The organism is Exiguobacterium sp. s149, from assembly GCF_018618395.1.
Lineage (GTDB): Bacteria > Bacillota > Bacilli > Exiguobacteriales > Exiguobacteriaceae > Exiguobacterium > Exiguobacterium chiriqhucha.
The window spans coordinates 1-14513 of record NZ_JACSLZ010000016.1 but is presented as its reverse complement, the minus strand read 5'-3'; the positions used below and the strand labels follow the sequence as shown (position 1 = coordinate 14513).

General features: G+C 51.0%; 14 protein-coding genes and 2 tRNA genes. All 16 read left to right on the top strand.

Features of this window, described 5'->3' with window-relative positions; all coding sequences use genetic code 11:
- Positions 1-10 precede the first annotated feature (10 nt).
- A tRNA-Met gene (locus KNP81_RS14540) sits at positions 11-87 on the top strand.
- A 9-nt stretch (positions 88-96) separates the two neighbouring features.
- A tRNA-Glu gene (locus KNP81_RS14535) sits at positions 97-168 on the top strand.
- A 68-nt stretch (positions 169-236) separates the two neighbouring features.
- A complete protein-coding gene (gene tilS, locus KNP81_RS14530) occupies positions 237-1466 on the top strand; it encodes a tRNA lysidine(34) synthetase TilS (protein WP_214720448.1) in 1230 nt (409 codons plus the stop codon).
- A 35-nt stretch (positions 1467-1501) separates the two neighbouring features.
- Entirely contained in the window at positions 1502-2047 is a 546-nt protein-coding gene (hpt, locus tag KNP81_RS14525; RefSeq protein WP_021068188.1) for a hypoxanthine phosphoribosyltransferase, read from the top strand.
- Positions 2048-2152: 105 nt separating this feature from the next.
- A complete protein-coding gene (ftsH, locus tag KNP81_RS14520; protein ID WP_214720447.1) occupies positions 2153-4180 on the top strand; it encodes an ATP-dependent zinc metalloprotease FtsH in 2028 nt (675 codons plus the stop codon).
- Positions 4181-4274: 94 nt separating this feature from the next.
- Positions 4275-5039, top strand: a complete 765-nt coding sequence (locus KNP81_RS14515; protein WP_021068190.1) for a type III pantothenate kinase — start codon at positions 4275-4277, stop codon at positions 5037-5039.
- A gap of 20 nt (positions 5040-5059) precedes the next feature.
- Positions 5060-5986 carry an Hsp33 family molecular chaperone HslO gene (gene hslO / locus KNP81_RS14510; RefSeq protein WP_285800955.1) on the top strand — a complete coding sequence of 309 codons (927 nt, stop codon included), beginning with the start codon at positions 5060-5062 and terminating at the stop codon, positions 5984-5986.
- A gap of 86 nt (positions 5987-6072) precedes the next feature.
- A complete protein-coding gene (cysK, locus tag KNP81_RS14505; protein WP_021068192.1) occupies positions 6073-7026 on the top strand; it encodes a cysteine synthase A in 954 nt (317 codons plus the stop codon).
- A gap of 94 nt (positions 7027-7120) precedes the next feature.
- Positions 7121-8500, top strand: a complete 1380-nt coding sequence (locus KNP81_RS14500; RefSeq protein ID WP_214720446.1) for an anthranilate synthase component I family protein — start codon at positions 7121-7123, stop codon at positions 8498-8500.
- Positions 8497-9081, top strand: coding sequence for an aminodeoxychorismate/anthranilate synthase component II (gene pabA, locus KNP81_RS14495; RefSeq protein WP_029594412.1), 585 nt, complete (start codon positions 8497-8499; stop codon positions 9079-9081). Before KNP81_RS14500 ends, pabA begins: the two co-directional genes overlap by 4 nt.
- Positions 9065-9895, top strand: a complete 831-nt coding sequence (locus KNP81_RS14490) for an aminotransferase class IV (RefSeq protein WP_214720445.1) — start codon at positions 9065-9067, stop codon at positions 9893-9895. Before pabA ends, KNP81_RS14490 begins: the two co-directional genes overlap by 17 nt.
- Positions 9892-10677: a dihydropteroate synthase gene (gene folP, locus KNP81_RS14485; protein WP_214720444.1), complete on the top strand. Its 786-nt coding sequence runs from the start codon at positions 9892-9894 to the stop codon at positions 10675-10677. Before KNP81_RS14490 ends, folP begins: the two co-directional genes overlap by 4 nt.
- Positions 10670-11035 (top strand): dihydroneopterin aldolase, encoded by a 366-nt coding sequence (folB, locus tag KNP81_RS14480; protein ID WP_214720443.1) that lies wholly within the window; start codon positions 10670-10672, stop codon positions 11033-11035. The genes folP and folB overlap by 8 nt, the downstream gene beginning before the upstream one ends.
- Positions 11032-11535, top strand: a complete 504-nt coding sequence (folK, locus tag KNP81_RS14475) for a 2-amino-4-hydroxy-6-hydroxymethyldihydropteridine diphosphokinase (RefSeq protein ID WP_214720442.1) — start codon at positions 11032-11034, stop codon at positions 11533-11535. The genes folB and folK overlap by 4 nt, the downstream gene beginning before the upstream one ends.
- Positions 11536-11557: 22 nt before the next feature.
- Positions 11558-12553 carry a tRNA dihydrouridine synthase DusB gene (dusB, locus tag KNP81_RS14470; RefSeq protein ID WP_214720441.1) on the top strand — a complete coding sequence of 332 codons (996 nt, stop codon included), beginning with the start codon at positions 11558-11560 and terminating at the stop codon, positions 12551-12553.
- 147 nt (positions 12554-12700) lie between these two features.
- The gene (lysS, locus tag KNP81_RS14465) at positions 12701-14191 is read left to right on the top strand and encodes a lysine--tRNA ligase (protein WP_021068200.1); all 1491 of its coding nucleotides are present in this window, start codon (positions 12701-12703) and stop codon (positions 14189-14191) included.
- The last annotated feature ends 322 nt before the right edge of the window (positions 14192-14513 follow it).

Sequence of the window (14513 nt, the reverse complement as noted above, 5' to 3'; positions counted from 1 at the left end):
ACAATAACATGGCGGTGTAGCTCAGCTGGCTAGAGCGTACGGTTCATACCCGTGAGGTCGTGGGTTCGACTCCCTCCGCCGCTACCATTTTATTTAGGCCCGTTGGTCAAGCGGTTAAGACACCGCCCTTTCACGGCGGTAACACGGGTTCGAATCCCGTACGGGTCACTTACCTAAGCGAAAAGAAGCCATCTCACTCGAGATGGCTTCTTTTGTTATATCAAGGAGGCGGACGGATGACGAAAGTATTGGTTGCCGTGTCCGGTGGGGTCGATTCGATCGTCTTATTGGATCGAGTCATTCGAACCGGTATGGAAGTGGGCGTGGCCCATGTCCATCATGGGTTACGTCCCGAATCGGACGAGGAATATCGGTTCGTGCAATGTCTCGCCGCATCCTATGGGGTTCCATTTCACGGAAAGCGACTCACTTTTCCGGATGGCGGTTCGCAGGCGAGTTACCGGACGGCACGATATGCGTTCTTTGAACAGGTTATGCAGAAGTTCGGCTATACACAACTGATGACGGCCCATCACGCGGACGACCAACTCGAGACCGTCCTCATCCAACTGCAGCGTAACGTCATCGAAGTGACGGGAATTCCCGAGCGTCGTCCGTTCGCAGGAGGAGAACTCGTTCGTCCGCTCTTATCGGAACCGAAGCGGGAATTGATTGCCTATGCCAAACGATACGGACTTGAATGGAGAGAAGATGCGAGCAACGCCACGACCGAATATTTGCGCAATCAAGTGCGGCATCAGATCGTGCCCCAGCTCCTCGCGTCGCAACCGGATCTTGTTCAAGTTGTGAGCGAAACAGCTCGGCATCAACGCGAACTGTGGCGGACCCGCTACCGACAGATGGAGAATTGGATCCAGGACAACGTGCGGCTCGAGATGAAAGCGTTTCACGTGAAATTGGATAACTTAATGTGTCTAAATCCTGTCGAACGATACACCGTCGGGCGCCTGCTATCAATGCGCTACGGGGTAGAGGTGGGGACCGCGATCGACCGTCTGTTAACGAGTGCCCAAGGTTCTGGCCACTTCGACTTAGAGGGGCCATGGGGCCTGCGGAAACAAGACGGGCTCTTATCGTTACAGGCAACTGGTCAATCGCTCCTAGCCCCACACAAACAAGTGGTAACGACCTTCCCAGCACATGTAGTGTTCGGGACTTCGTTATTCTCACTAGACGTTGAGGATGATACGGAAGGCATCCCGCTCGAGGCAATCGAGTTGCCGTTGATTATCCGCTCTGTCGAGGCTGGGGACGCGATGAAACTGTCCATCGGGACGAAAAAAGTCGCCCGCATCTTCATTGACGCGAAGATTCCGCGAGAAAAACGGCCATTCGTCCCATTGGTAGTTGACGCAACGGGACGGATTATCGCTATAGTAGGGGTAAGAGTTTCCGATTTTCCGGATAAGTCGGGTGCGATGTGCCCACGATTAATGGTAAAATGATGATTGTGTCGGATAAGAAAGAGGAGGATTTTAAGATGTCATTAATGAACGATATGGAGAAAGTACTGATTTCAAGCGAAGAAATTCAAGGTAAAGTGAAAGAACTCGCTACAACACTTAGCGAAGAATATAAAGAAGAGTTTCCACTCCTCGTCTGCGTGTTAAAAGGTGCGATGCCATTCATGTCAGACCTCGTCAAAGAAATGGACATCCATTTAGAAATGGATTTCATGGACGTGTCGACGTACCATGGCGGAACGTCATCGACGGGTGAAGTTAAAATTGAGAAAGATTTAAATACATCTGTAGAAGGACGCGACATCTTGATTGTAGAAGATATCATTGATAGTGGACTTACGCTCGGCTATCTCGTCGACTTGCTCAAGTACCGCAAAGCCAAATCGGTTAAAATCGTGACGCTTCTCGATAAACCGACGGGCCGCAAGAACGGATTGTCGGCAGATTATAGCGGTTTCGTTATTCCGCACGAGTTTGTTGTCGGCTATGGTCTCGATTACGAAGAGAAATATCGTAACCTTCCGTACGTCGGTGTGCTCAAGCCGAGCATTTACGGGGGCTAACGTTTTTCTTTTGAAAATGCGTCGTGTTAAGATAAAAGAAATACCCAAAGTATACACATATACTGAATGGGCGAGAACATCGTTTCTCGGAATAGGAGGCAGAGAATGAATCGTGCAGTGAAAAACACCTTAGTTTTCGGTGTGATTTTCCTAGCCTTGATCTTGTTCCTTCAATATTTACAAAACCCGAATAGCCAGAGCGAGACGCTTACGTATTCGAAGTTCTTGGAATATGTGGAAGAAGGTCGGATTGAAACGGCAACCGTACAAGAAATTCCGGGAGCCATCTCAATTACAGGAGATCTAACAGGAGACGAAGATCAGCGTTTTGAAACGAATATCCCGGCCAACGAGGCCGAATACGCCGAAGTGCTCTCGTCGCTTCGCGCGGATACCGACATCCAAATCGAAGAAGCAGAGTCGAGTGGTAGCTGGTTCAGCATCGTATTCGCGATCTTACCGTTCATCATCATCTTCATCTTATTCTTCTTCTTGCTCAACCAAGCCCAAGGTGGCGGCGGTGGCGGTCGTGTGATGAACTTCGGGAAATCGAAGGCCAAACTATACGACCAAGAGAAGCGCCGTGTGACGTTTAAAGACGTCGCCGGAGCAGACGAAGAAAAACAAGAGCTCATCGAAGTCGTTGAATTCTTGAAAGACCCACGTAAGTTCTCGAAACTCGGGGCACGGATTCCGAAAGGTGTCTTGCTCGTCGGTCCTCCGGGAACAGGTAAAACATTGCTCGCTCGTGCAGCTGCAGGAGAAGCCGGTGTACCGTTCTTCTCAAACTCAGGTTCTGATTTCGTCGAAATGTTCGTCGGTGTCGGGGCGTCACGTGTTCGTGACTTGTTCGAGAATGCGAAAAAGAACGCACCGTGTATCATCTTCATCGATGAAATTGATGCGGTCGGACGCCAGCGTGGTGCCGGTCTTGGTGGTGGCCATGACGAGCGTGAGCAAACGCTTAACCAATTGCTTGTTGAGATGGATGGATTCAGTGACAACGAGGGCATCATCATGATTGCCGCGACAAACCGTCCGGATATTCTTGACCCAGCCTTGCTTCGTCCAGGTCGTTTCGACCGTCAAATCACGGTTGATCGTCCAGATGTCAAAGGGCGTGAAGAAGTCCTTAAAGTTCATGCGCGCAACAAACCGCTCGATTCGACAGTCGACTTGAAGTCGATTGCGCAGCGGACGCCTGGGTTCTCAGGTGCCGACCTTGAAAACTTATTGAACGAAGCAGCGCTCGTCGCAGCCCGGTCTGACCGTTCAGCGGTATCAGTCGTGGATGTCGAGGAAGCGATTGACCGCGTCATCGCTGGTCCTTCTAAGAAGAGCCGTGTCATCTCGGAGAAAGAACGACAAATCGTCGCCTATCATGAAGCAGGTCATACGATTATCGGGATTGAACTTGAGAATGCAGATGAAGTGCATAAAGTGACAATCGTTCCTCGCGGTAACGCAGGCGGTTATGTCGTCATGCTTCCAAAAGAAGATCGCTACTTCATGACGAAACCTGAGCTTGAAGATAAAATCGTCGGTCTCCTCGGGGGCCGTGTGGCGGAAGACGTCATCTTCGGTGAAGTGTCAACAGGAGCCAGCAATGACTTCCAACGTGCGACTGGTATCGCGCGGAAGATGGTCATGGATTACGGGATGAGCGACAAGCTCGGACCGCTCCAACTTGGATCGAACCATGGGGGACAAGTCTTCCTCGGCCGTGATTTCCAAACGGAACAAAACTACTCGGATGCGATTGCACAAGATATCGACCTCGAAATCCGGGATATCATCAACCGTTGTTACGCGAAAGCGAAACAAATCTTGACGGATCGTAAAGACGATCTCGAACTCGTCGCGAAGACGTTGCTCGAAGTTGAGACGCTCGATTCGAAACAGATTCGTCACTTGATTAAGACGCGCGAATATCTTCCACACGAACCGGAAGAGCCGTCTGAACCATCGAAAGATGATGCAAGCGACGAAGCGAAAAAAGATGAGGCGGCCGTCAAGCACGGACAAGTCATCGATCAGCCTGGAGTCGTTCAAGAAGCGAAGCCTGACGTGGTCCCTGAAGGCGATAAGCCGGAAGCGACGCCGACGGAACGCCCGAATAACGAATCACGCTAAGTTTAAGAGACGAATGCCCTAAACAAGGCATTCGTCTTTTTTCGTGTTATAATTCGAGCGAACTGTAATTGACAACAAAGTGAGGAACGCTATCATGATTTTAGTGATTGATGTTGGGAATACAAATATTGTCCTTGGGATGTATGACGGCGAGACGCTCGTCCATCATTGGCGCATCTCGACAGACCGTACGAAAACAACCGATGAATACGGCATGCTCGTGAAATCACTGTTCGATCATTCGAACGTCTCGTTCGATCAGATTGACGGCGTGATTCTGTCTTCGGTCGTTCCACCGGTCATCTTTCCGCTCGAACAGATGTCGCAACGTTATTTTAATGTCCGGCCGATTGTCGTCGGTCCCGGCGTGAAAACCGGTCTCGACATTCATGTCGATAATCCGCGCGAAGTCGGTGCAGACCGCATCGTCAACGCGGTCGCTGGAATTGCCAAATATGATGGACCGCTCATCATCGTCGATTTCGGAACGGCGACGACGTACTGCTATATTGATGAGAACCGCCGTTATCACGGAGGCATCATTTCACCGGGGATCATGATTTCGGTCGAGGCGCTCTATCAACGGGCGGCCAAGTTGCCGCGCATCGAGCTCGCGACACCACCTACGGTCGTTGGGAAAAATACAATTCAAGCGATGCAGTCCGGGACGTATTACGGCTATGTCGCACAAGTCGACGGGATTGTCGGTCGTATGAAGCGTGAAGTCGGAGAAGCGACTGTGATCGCCACAGGCGGTCTCGCGCGTTTGATTAGCGAGCATGCAGAGACGATTGATGTCGTCGATTCATTTTTGACGCTCGATGGGCTTCGTCTCATCTATGAGCGCAACCAGAAATAAACTTAAAGGAGTTACTCGATATGATTCAACCAGAACAACAAGCATTACTTGACCAAATGAAAGCCGATTATCTTGTCCGTGCCCTCGGGTTCAACGGGGAAGTCCGCGCGTTTGCCGTCCGGACGACGAAAACAATCTTTGAAACGCAACTCCGTCACCAGACGACACCGGTCGCTTCAGCAGCGCTCGGACGCACGATGACGATTGGGACGATGATCGGTGCGATGCAAAAAGGCGCCGCTCGCGTGACGCTCAAAGTCGAAGGCGATGGACCGATTGGGAAAATCATCGTCGATGCTGATACGGCGGGAGACGTGCGCGGTTACGTGTCACATCCTCGTGTCGAAGGCGGCACGTTTGTGAATGATCACGGTTTGACGAAGTTGAAAGTCGGTGAAGCCGTCGGACGCGGGACGATTTCGGTGATTAAAGACCTCGGTTTGAAAGATTTTGTCGGCGGCTCGTCTGAGATTCAAACGGGTGAGATTAGCGAAGACTTCACGTACTACTTCGCGACGTCAGAACAAGTGCCGTCAGTCGTTGGTGCGGGTGTGCTCGTCCTCCCGGAAGATGAATCGATTCTTGCGGCTGGTGGCATTATCGTTCAATTGATGCCGGATGCGTCAGAAGAGACGATTCAAGCGCTTGAACAGGCGCTCAAGACGTTCCCACCGGTGTCGGTCCTCATCGGGGAAGAGAAAACGCCAGAAGAAATGCTGCAGATGCTCCTTGGCGACAGCCTCGAAGTGTTGGATCAAAAACCGGTCCAATTTAATTGCACATGTAGCCGCGACCGTATGGAGAGCGCGATTATCGGACTCGGTGCCGAAGAGATTCGTCACATGATTGAAGAAGATGGCGGCGCTGAAGCGGTTTGTCATTTCTGTGGCGAGAAATACCACTTCTCGGCGGAACAGTTAGAAACGATGAAACAACAAGCACGCTGACCGCTTTGCTCCAAATTGCATATTTTGAATCTGATAGGGTATGATTACAATATCGGAATAGTCGGAATTATGGAGGAGGAAATGAAATGCGTATCGTAGATTCAGTAACAGACCTGATTGGAAAGACACCGATTGTGAAGTTGAATGGATTGACTGGCGCTGAAGATGCCACGGTTTACTTAAAATTGGAGTATATGAACCCAGGCTCTAGCGTAAAAGACCGGATTGCGCTCGCGATGATTGAAGCGGCGGAACGAGAAGGGGTCTTGAAGCCAGGAGATACGATTATCGAACCGACCAGTGGGAACACAGGGATTGGTCTTGCCATGGTCAGTGCGGCCAAAGGCTATAAAGCGATTTTGGTCATGCCGGAAACGATGAGCATGGAACGTCGCAATCTGCTTCGTGGCTACGGTGCGGAACTCATTTTGACGCCGGGTCCTGAAGGGATGGGCGGAGCGATTCGTCGTGCGACGGAAGAGGCTGAACAAAACGGTTATTTCCTCCCGCAGCAATTTAACAATGAAGCCAACCCGAACGTGCACGAGATGACGACGGGACCTGAAATCGTCGACGCATTCGATGCGTCAGGCCTCCAAGTCGATGCGTTCATCGCCGGCGTCGGGACAGGTGGAACGATTACGGGAGCGGGTAAAGTGTTGAAAGCCCACTATCCGAACGTACAAATCCTAGCGGTCGAACCGGTCGATTCACCGGTTTTATCGGGCGGTAAACCAGGCCCGCATAAAATCCAAGGCATCGGGGCCGGGTTCATCCCGTCGATTCTCGATACGGAGATTTATGAAGGTGTCCTTCAAATCACGACCGATCAGGCGTTCGAATACGCACGTCTTGCGGCCAAAACGAACGGCGTGCTCGGAGGCATCTCGTCTGGGGCGGCGATCGCTGCCGCTGTCGATACGGCGAAACGTCTCGGCAAAGGGAAAAACGTGCTGGCGATTATCCCATCAAACGGAGAACGCTACCTCAGCACACCGCTCTATCAATTCGATGAAGAATCAGATAGCGTACGCTCGTAAACAAACGGCAGTTACCGGGAGACAACTTCTTTCGGTAACTGCCTTTTCTTGTGTACAATTAAAGGCATGAATCAGTGGAACGGGGGAATGTGGCGTGAGACAAACAGCGTTCAAAACCATGCGCATGACAAAAGAGAAAATGTACGACACGTATATGACATTGACGGAAGGGGAGAAGCACTACGCGTGGTTAGAGAGTGGACGCGTCGGCCGCTATACGATGGCCGGGATTGAACCGTTCGCTACGCTTCACGTGAAAGATGGGGTCGGAACGTTCGCTACATCAGATGCGACGGAAACACTGTACGGTGAGCCGCTCGACATCGTCGAAACAATCCGGACCCGGTACGCTACCGAGCGACCGGCTGGCGCTCCCCCGTTTTTTGGCGGGATGATCGGTTATGTGAGCTATGACGTGGCCCGAACGCTCGAACGGTTACCACGGCAGGCAGCGGACGATTTGGCGACACCGGATGTCTCCTTCTTACTGTTCGATGAAGTGGCGGTCTTCGATGAAGAAGAATCGCTCTTATATATGCTCGTCACGGCGGACGACCAGGTAGAGGTGAAACTCGATCGCTTTGCCGCCCTTTGGCACACCGAGACGCACTATGCGTTCCCGCCGGTCGCAAGCGGGACGCTCGAACGTTCACGCTCGCTGTCACAAGAGAAGTTCGTGACGGCGGTGCAAAAGATTCAAGACTATATCGTCGAGGGTGATGTGTTTCAGGTGAACTTGAGCGTGCGGCAATCGGAACCGTTGCTCGCGCATCCACGTCACATCTACGACACGCTCCGGAAAGTGAACCCGTCACCGTATATGGGTTATTTCGCTGACGACTCGCTTACGATGGTGTCGGCTTCACCGGAACTGTTGCTCGAGAAACATGGCGCCGCCATCTCGACCCGTCCGATCGCCGGAACGAGACCGCGAGGCCGGGATGAGGCGGAAGATCTGGAACTGGCTCGGACGCTGCTCGACAATGAGAAAGAGCGGGCCGAACACGTCATGCTCGTTGACCTTGAACGAAACGACTTGGGCAAAGTCGCGGCTTACGGGACAGTGCATGTCGATGAGCTGATGGTCATCGAGAAATACTCGCACGTCCAACATATCGTCTCGAACGTGCGCGGTTTGATGCGGGACGGCGTATCGGGAGCCGAAGCACTTGGCGCGATGTTCCCGGGCGGCACCATCACCGGGGCGCCGAAAATCCGGACGATGGAAGTCATCGAGGAACTCGAACCGGTCCGGCGTGGGATTTACACCGGCTCATACGGATGGCTTAGTTGGGATGATGACCTCGTGTTCAACATCACGATTCGGACGATGGTCGTGAAGGACGGAATCGCCCATGTTCAGGCTGGTGCCGGGATTGTGATTGATTCGGATCCTGAAGCGGAGTACGCCGAATCACTTTCCAAGGCGAAAGCGCTATGGACGGCGAAAGAAATGACGGAGGCGACGGTATGATTTTACTCATCGATAACTATGACTCGTTCACATACAATTTAGTTCAATACTTTGGGGAGCTCGGTGAACAACTCGTCGTCCGTCGTAACGATGACATCACGATCGAGGAAATTGAAGCGCTCGCCCCAAGTTATCTCGTCATTTCGCCTGGTCCGTGCACACCGAGTGAGGCGGGTATCAGCATCGATGCGATTCAGGCGTTTGCCGGTCGCATCCCGATTCTTGGCGTTTGTCTAGGACATCAAGCGATTGCTCAAGCGTTCGGCGGAAAAGTCGTCCATGCCGAGCGGCTCATGCATGGTAAGACGTCAGCGATTCAACATGACGGAAACACGCTGTTTAACGGCATCCCGCAACAGACAATCGTGACACGCTACCATTCGCTCGCGGTCGAACGAGATGCGTTACCGTCGTGCTTGAAAGTCACGGCCGAGACGAGCCTAGGAGAAATTATGGCACTCCGGCATGAAACGTTACCGATTGAAGGGGTCCAGTTTCATCCGGAAGCGATTTTGACAGAACACGGCAAAGACATGATTCGTAATTTCGTCGAGGTGTATCGTCATGTGGCTTTGGCATAACGGCGAACTAAGGGGCAGCTCTGAAGTAACGATTCCGATTGAAGATCACGGATTTTTATATGGGATGGGCCTATTCGAGACGTTTCGAACGTTCAATGGCATCCCATTCTTGTTTGATTTTCACTGGGAACGTCTCGAGAAGAGCTTAGCGGAACTATGGATTGATTTACCGTATACGAAACAAGAGATGGAGCAGGCGATTCAAGACGTCGTTCGTCAAAACGGGACCCCGAACCTGTATGTGCGCTTGAACGTGTCCGCGGGGGTGGCGCCACTTGGACTCTATGACGGACGCTACACGCATCCGAACGTGACGCTACTCGTCAAACCGCTGCCGGAGTCGTTTCAACCCGTCGAAAAACGGTTGGAAGCCATTCCGTTTCCAAGAAGTCGGCCCGAAGCTTCATTCCGCTTAAAATCCCATCATTATATGAACAATATATTAGGGAAGCGCATGCTCGTTGATCGGGAGGCGGAAGGGCTGTTCGCCGATGACTCAGGACATGTCGTAGAAGGGCTTGTCTCGAATATCTTCTGGGTCGAAGCTGACCAACTTTGGACGACGCCGCTCGCGACAGGACCTCTGGCTGGGGTCACGCGACGTTGGGTGATGGATACGTTTGATGTGAAGGAACGTGATGTGACGTTTGCGGAACTTACACAGGCAGACGAGATTTGGTTGACCAATTCGGTTCAACAGATTGCTCCGGTCACAGACTATGCCGGGAACAGCTATCCAGGAAAAGACGGGGCAAAATTTAAAGCATGTTGGTCTGTCTTGTTGCATGCGATTGAGAGGGAAGAAACGCGATGACAAAAATCATGGGAATTTTAAATGTGACACCGGATTCGTTTTCGGACGGAGGACGATATACGGCGCTCGAACAGGCGGTCGCTCACGCCAAGCAACTCGTTCAAGACGGAGCGGACGCGATTGATATCGGCGGGGAATCGACACGTCCGGGAGCCCGGTTCGTCTCGGTGGAAGAAGAAATCGAGCGAGTCGTTCCTGTCATTCGTCAACTGAAGCAAGAGCTCGACGTGCTCATCTCGATCGATACGTACAAACCGGTGGTGGCAAAGGCGGCATTAGAAGCCGGGGCAGATATCATCAATGACGTCTGGGGCTCGAAGTGGGGCGATCAATCGATGGCACAAGTGGCAAGGGCGTTTAACGTTCCCATCATCTTGATGCACAATCGCGACAATCGAAATTATAGCCATTTCATTGAGGAGGTCGTCGGTGACTTGTACGAATCGATTGAAATCGCCCAAGCGGCCGGTGTGCCGGATGAGATGATTTGGTTAGACCCGGGAATCGGCTTTGCGAAAGACTATGCGCAAAACATGGAGTTGATGAATCGACTCGACGTGATCACGAACCTCGGTTATCCGGTGTTACTCGGAACGTCGCGGAAATCATTTATTGGGCAAGCGCTTGATTTACCGACTGAAGAACGACTAGAAGGGACACTGGCGACGACGTGTCTAGGCATCATGAAAGGCTGTGCGTGGATTCGGGTCCATGACGTAAGAGAGAATAAACGAGCGTCACTCATGATGGACGCGATGCTGGGAGGCGGACAAATTGGATAAGATGTTTGTGAATGGGATGCGTTTCTATGGCTATCACGGTGTGTTTGAAGAAGAGAATCGACTCGGTCAACGCTTTAACATCGATTTGATGTGTGAGTTGGATTTGGCGCCGGCGGGACAATCGGACGATTTATCAGACGGAGTCAGTTATGCGGGTCTCTATCAATTGACGGAAGAGATCGTCACCGGTGAGCCGGTCAATCTGCTCGAGGCGCTGGGTGAACGCATCACGAAGGCTGTCTTGGCCCACAGTGACAAAATTCAAAGCGTCACCGTCAAAGTCATCAAGCCGGACCCGCCCATCCCGGGTCATTATGACTCGGTCGCGATCGAGATGACACGGAGACGGAACGTATGATGTACGTAGCGTTGGGATCGAACATTGGGGAGCGTGCCAACTATCTAGCAGAAGCGATTCAAGCGATGGCGGTAAACGGTCTTCAGGTAACGAAAGAGTCATCCGTATATGAGACGGCACCGGTCGGATACACAGATCAGCCATCCTTCTATAATATGGTCGTCGAAGTCGAGCCGTCCCTTTCTGCGGAAGCGGCCTTGCTTCAACTCCAACAGATTGAACGGGACCTAGGGAGAGAACGACTATTCAAGAATGGACCGCGTACAATCGACCTTGACATCTTGGTCTATAACAGCGAAGATATACAATCGAAGCAGTTAACTGTTCCGCATCCACGGATGCATGAACGCGCTTTTGTCCTTGCCCCGTTCGCGGAGATTGCTCCGGCGGTCGAGGTAAAGGGAATGACGGTGCGGGCATGGCTAGAAGCCCTTCCTGCGTCGGAACGACAAGATGTCGTCCGTCTCGGACCGTTACAATCATTGGTCAGCTCGGTTTAACGTTAGCAAAGGAAGTGGAGAAGTGTCAGGGTTCAAGATTGGTAACATCGATATAAAGAACCGCGCCGTCCTTGCCCCGATGGCCGGAGTGACAAACCCTGCGTTTCGTTTGATCGCGAAAGAATTCGGCGCGGGACTCGTCTGTGCGGAAATGGTCAGCGATAAAGGGATTTTATTGGAGAATGCAAGAACGCTCCGGATGCTGTACGTCGATGAACGGGAAAAACCGCTCAGCCTTCAGATTTTCGGAGGTTCGAAAGACACACTCGTCAGAGCGGCCCAGTACGTGGATCAAAACACGAATGCGGACATCATCGATATCAATATGGGTTGCCCAGTCCCGAAAGTCACGAAGTGTGAGGCGGGTGCCAAATGGTTGCTCGACCCGGACAAAGTTTACGAGATGGTGAACGCCGTCTCGAATGCGGTCGATAAGCCGGTCACGGTCAAAATGCGCCTCGGTTGGGACGAAGACCATATTTATATTCTCGACAATGTTCGGGCGGCTCAATCTGGCGGAGCGGCGGCGATTGCGATTCATGGTCGTACGCGGTCTCAACAATATGAAGGAACCGCAAACTGGGATTGGATTGGCGAAGCCAAGAAGATTGCGACAGTTCCGATTATCGGTAACGGCGATATCTCGACACCACAAGAAGCAAAACATGCGATTGATCATTATGGTGTCGATGCTGTCATGATCGGACGGGCAGCGCTCGGTAACCCATGGATGCTGTATCAAACGGTGCAGTATTTGGAGACTGGTGAACTTCCGCCAGAACCAGCGGCGCGTGAAAAGATCGACATCTGTATGTTGCATCTCGATCGCTTGATTGCCATCAAAGGAGAAGTAACCGCCGTTCGCGAGATGCGTCAACATGCGGCATGGTACTTGAAAGGGTTGAAAGGCAGCGGCCCGGTTCGGAAGCAAATCAACGAAACGGAATCGCGAGATGCGTTTGGCATCGTGTTGTATCATTTTGTGGAACAGCTCGAGCGACACATGCAAGAAGTGTGAACTAGTGAAAAAAATTGATTTGTGGTAAGCTTGTTTGGCGAAAAAGTGAACCACACAAGCAAACGGTTTAGGCTGTGCTGTTGGCCGTGAGGCTGACAGTTTTTTATTAGGAACATCCCCAATACGTATAGAGGAGTGAATGGAGTAGTGAGTCACGAGTTGGAAATGAATGATCAAATGCAGGTTCGGTTTGAAAAAATGACCGAGATGCGTGAACAAGGGCTTGACCCGTTCGGACGTCGGTTCGAACGTTCTGCCCACGCCGGTGAATTACATGAACAATATGAGGCGATTGAAAAAGAAGCCTTGGCCGAACAAGACGTCGAAGTGACGCTTGCCGGACGAATCATGACGAAACGTGGAAAAGGGAAAGTCTTCTTTGCCCACATCCAAGACGTCACAGGACAAATCCAAATCTATGTGCGTAAAAATGACGTAGGTGACGAACCGTTCGATTTATTTAAGTCATCTGACCTTGGTGACATCGTCGGGGTGAAAGGGAAGCTGTTCAAGACGAACGTCGGCGAATTGTCGATTCATGTTGAAGAGTTCGAACTCTTAACAAAAGCACTTCGTCCGCTTCCTGATAAATACCATGGCTTAAAAGATGTTGAGCAACGCTATCGTCAACGTTATTTGGATTTAATTACGAATAACGATTCGCGTCAAACGTTTATTCTGCGTAGCCGGATTATCTCGGAAATTCGGAATTTCTTGAACCATCGCGGTTACTTGGAAGTCGAAACGCCGATGTTGCATACAATCGCAGGTGGAGCGGCGGCCCGTCCGTTCTTGACGCACCATAATGCACTTGATATGGAGTTATATATGCGGATCGCCATCGAGCTTCATTTGAAACGCTTGATTGTCGGTGGTCTCGAGCGCGTGTATGAGATTGGCCGTGTCTTCCGTAACGAGGGGATCTCAACACGTCATAACCCAGAGTTCACGATGATTGAATTGTATGAAGCGTATGCGGACTATAATGACATCATGGATTTGACAGAAGAACTCGTAGCTCACGTAGCCCAAGAAGTTCTTGGCACGACGGACGTTCAGTATGGAGAAGATACGATTCATTTGGCTGTCGGTTGGAAACGTGCGCACATGGTCGACTTGGTTAAAGAAGAAACAGGCGTCGATTTCTGGCAACAGATGTCTGATGAAGATGCACGTGCGCTTGCAAAAGAGCACGGTGTCGAGATTCAAGACCATATGACATTCGGTCACATCGTCAATGAATTCTTTGAGCAGAAAGTTGAAGAAACATTGTTACAACCGACGTTTGTCACAGGTCATCCTGTCGAAGTATCGCCATTGGCGAAAAAGAACGATACAGATCCACGCTTCACGGATCGATTTGAATTGTTCATCGTTCGTCGTGAACATGCTAACGCCTTCACGGAATTGAATGATCCGATTGATCAGCGTGAGCGTTTCGAAGCTCAACTTCTTGAGAAAGAAGCAGGGAATGACGAAGCCCATGAATTGGACAACGATTTCCTTGAGGCACTCGAATACGGAATGCCACCAACGGGCGGTCTTGGAATCGGAATCGATCGCCTCGTCATGTTGTTGACGAATGCACCATCGATTCGTGATGTTCTATTGTTCCCGACGATGAGACACCAACAGTAAAGAATCGTTTTAACCTCTCGCTCTTACGGGCGAGAGGTTTTTCTATAGAGAATGTTGCTGATTTAAAGAGGATAAAAACTTTTTTAGAAAAACTTTTGCAAAAAGTCTTGCGTTCTATTTAGGGATGCGGTAAAGTAATAAACGTTGCCGCTGATGGCAGCGGAAAAGGATAAAAAAAGTGGTTGACAACTGTGTCGATGACTTGTATTATTTTAAGAGTCGCCAATGAGCGACAGACGAACTTTGAAAACTGAACGATGAGGCAAAAAAAGTTTTACAATGTTTGAATGAAGCGCAAGCTTCGTCATTTTTAAAGAGCTAT

Coding starts and splice junctions, on each gene's coding strand:
- cysK (WP_021068192.1), top strand. CDS start 6,073: ATGCGTATCGTAGATTCAGTAACAGACCTGATTGGAAAGACACCGATT.
- hslO (WP_285800955.1), top strand. CDS start 5,060: ATGATTCAACCAGAACAACAAGCATTACTTGACCAAATGAAAGCCGAT.
- hpt (WP_021068188.1), top strand. CDS start 1,502: ATGTCATTAATGAACGATATGGAGAAAGTACTGATTTCAAGCGAAGAA.
- tilS (WP_214720448.1), top strand. CDS start 237: ATGACGAAAGTATTGGTTGCCGTGTCCGGTGGGGTCGATTCGATCGTC.
- KNP81_RS14490 (WP_214720445.1), top strand. CDS start 9,065: ATGTGGCTTTGGCATAACGGCGAACTAAGGGGCAGCTCTGAAGTAACG.
- folK (WP_214720442.1), top strand. CDS start 11,032: ATGATGTACGTAGCGTTGGGATCGAACATTGGGGAGCGTGCCAACTAT.
- KNP81_RS14515 (WP_021068190.1), top strand. CDS start 4,275: ATGATTTTAGTGATTGATGTTGGGAATACAAATATTGTCCTTGGGATG.
- folP (WP_214720444.1), top strand. CDS start 9,892: ATGACAAAAATCATGGGAATTTTAAATGTGACACCGGATTCGTTTTCG.
- pabA (WP_029594412.1), top strand. CDS start 8,497: ATGATTTTACTCATCGATAACTATGACTCGTTCACATACAATTTAGTT.
- ftsH (WP_214720447.1), top strand. CDS start 2,153: ATGAATCGTGCAGTGAAAAACACCTTAGTTTTCGGTGTGATTTTCCTA.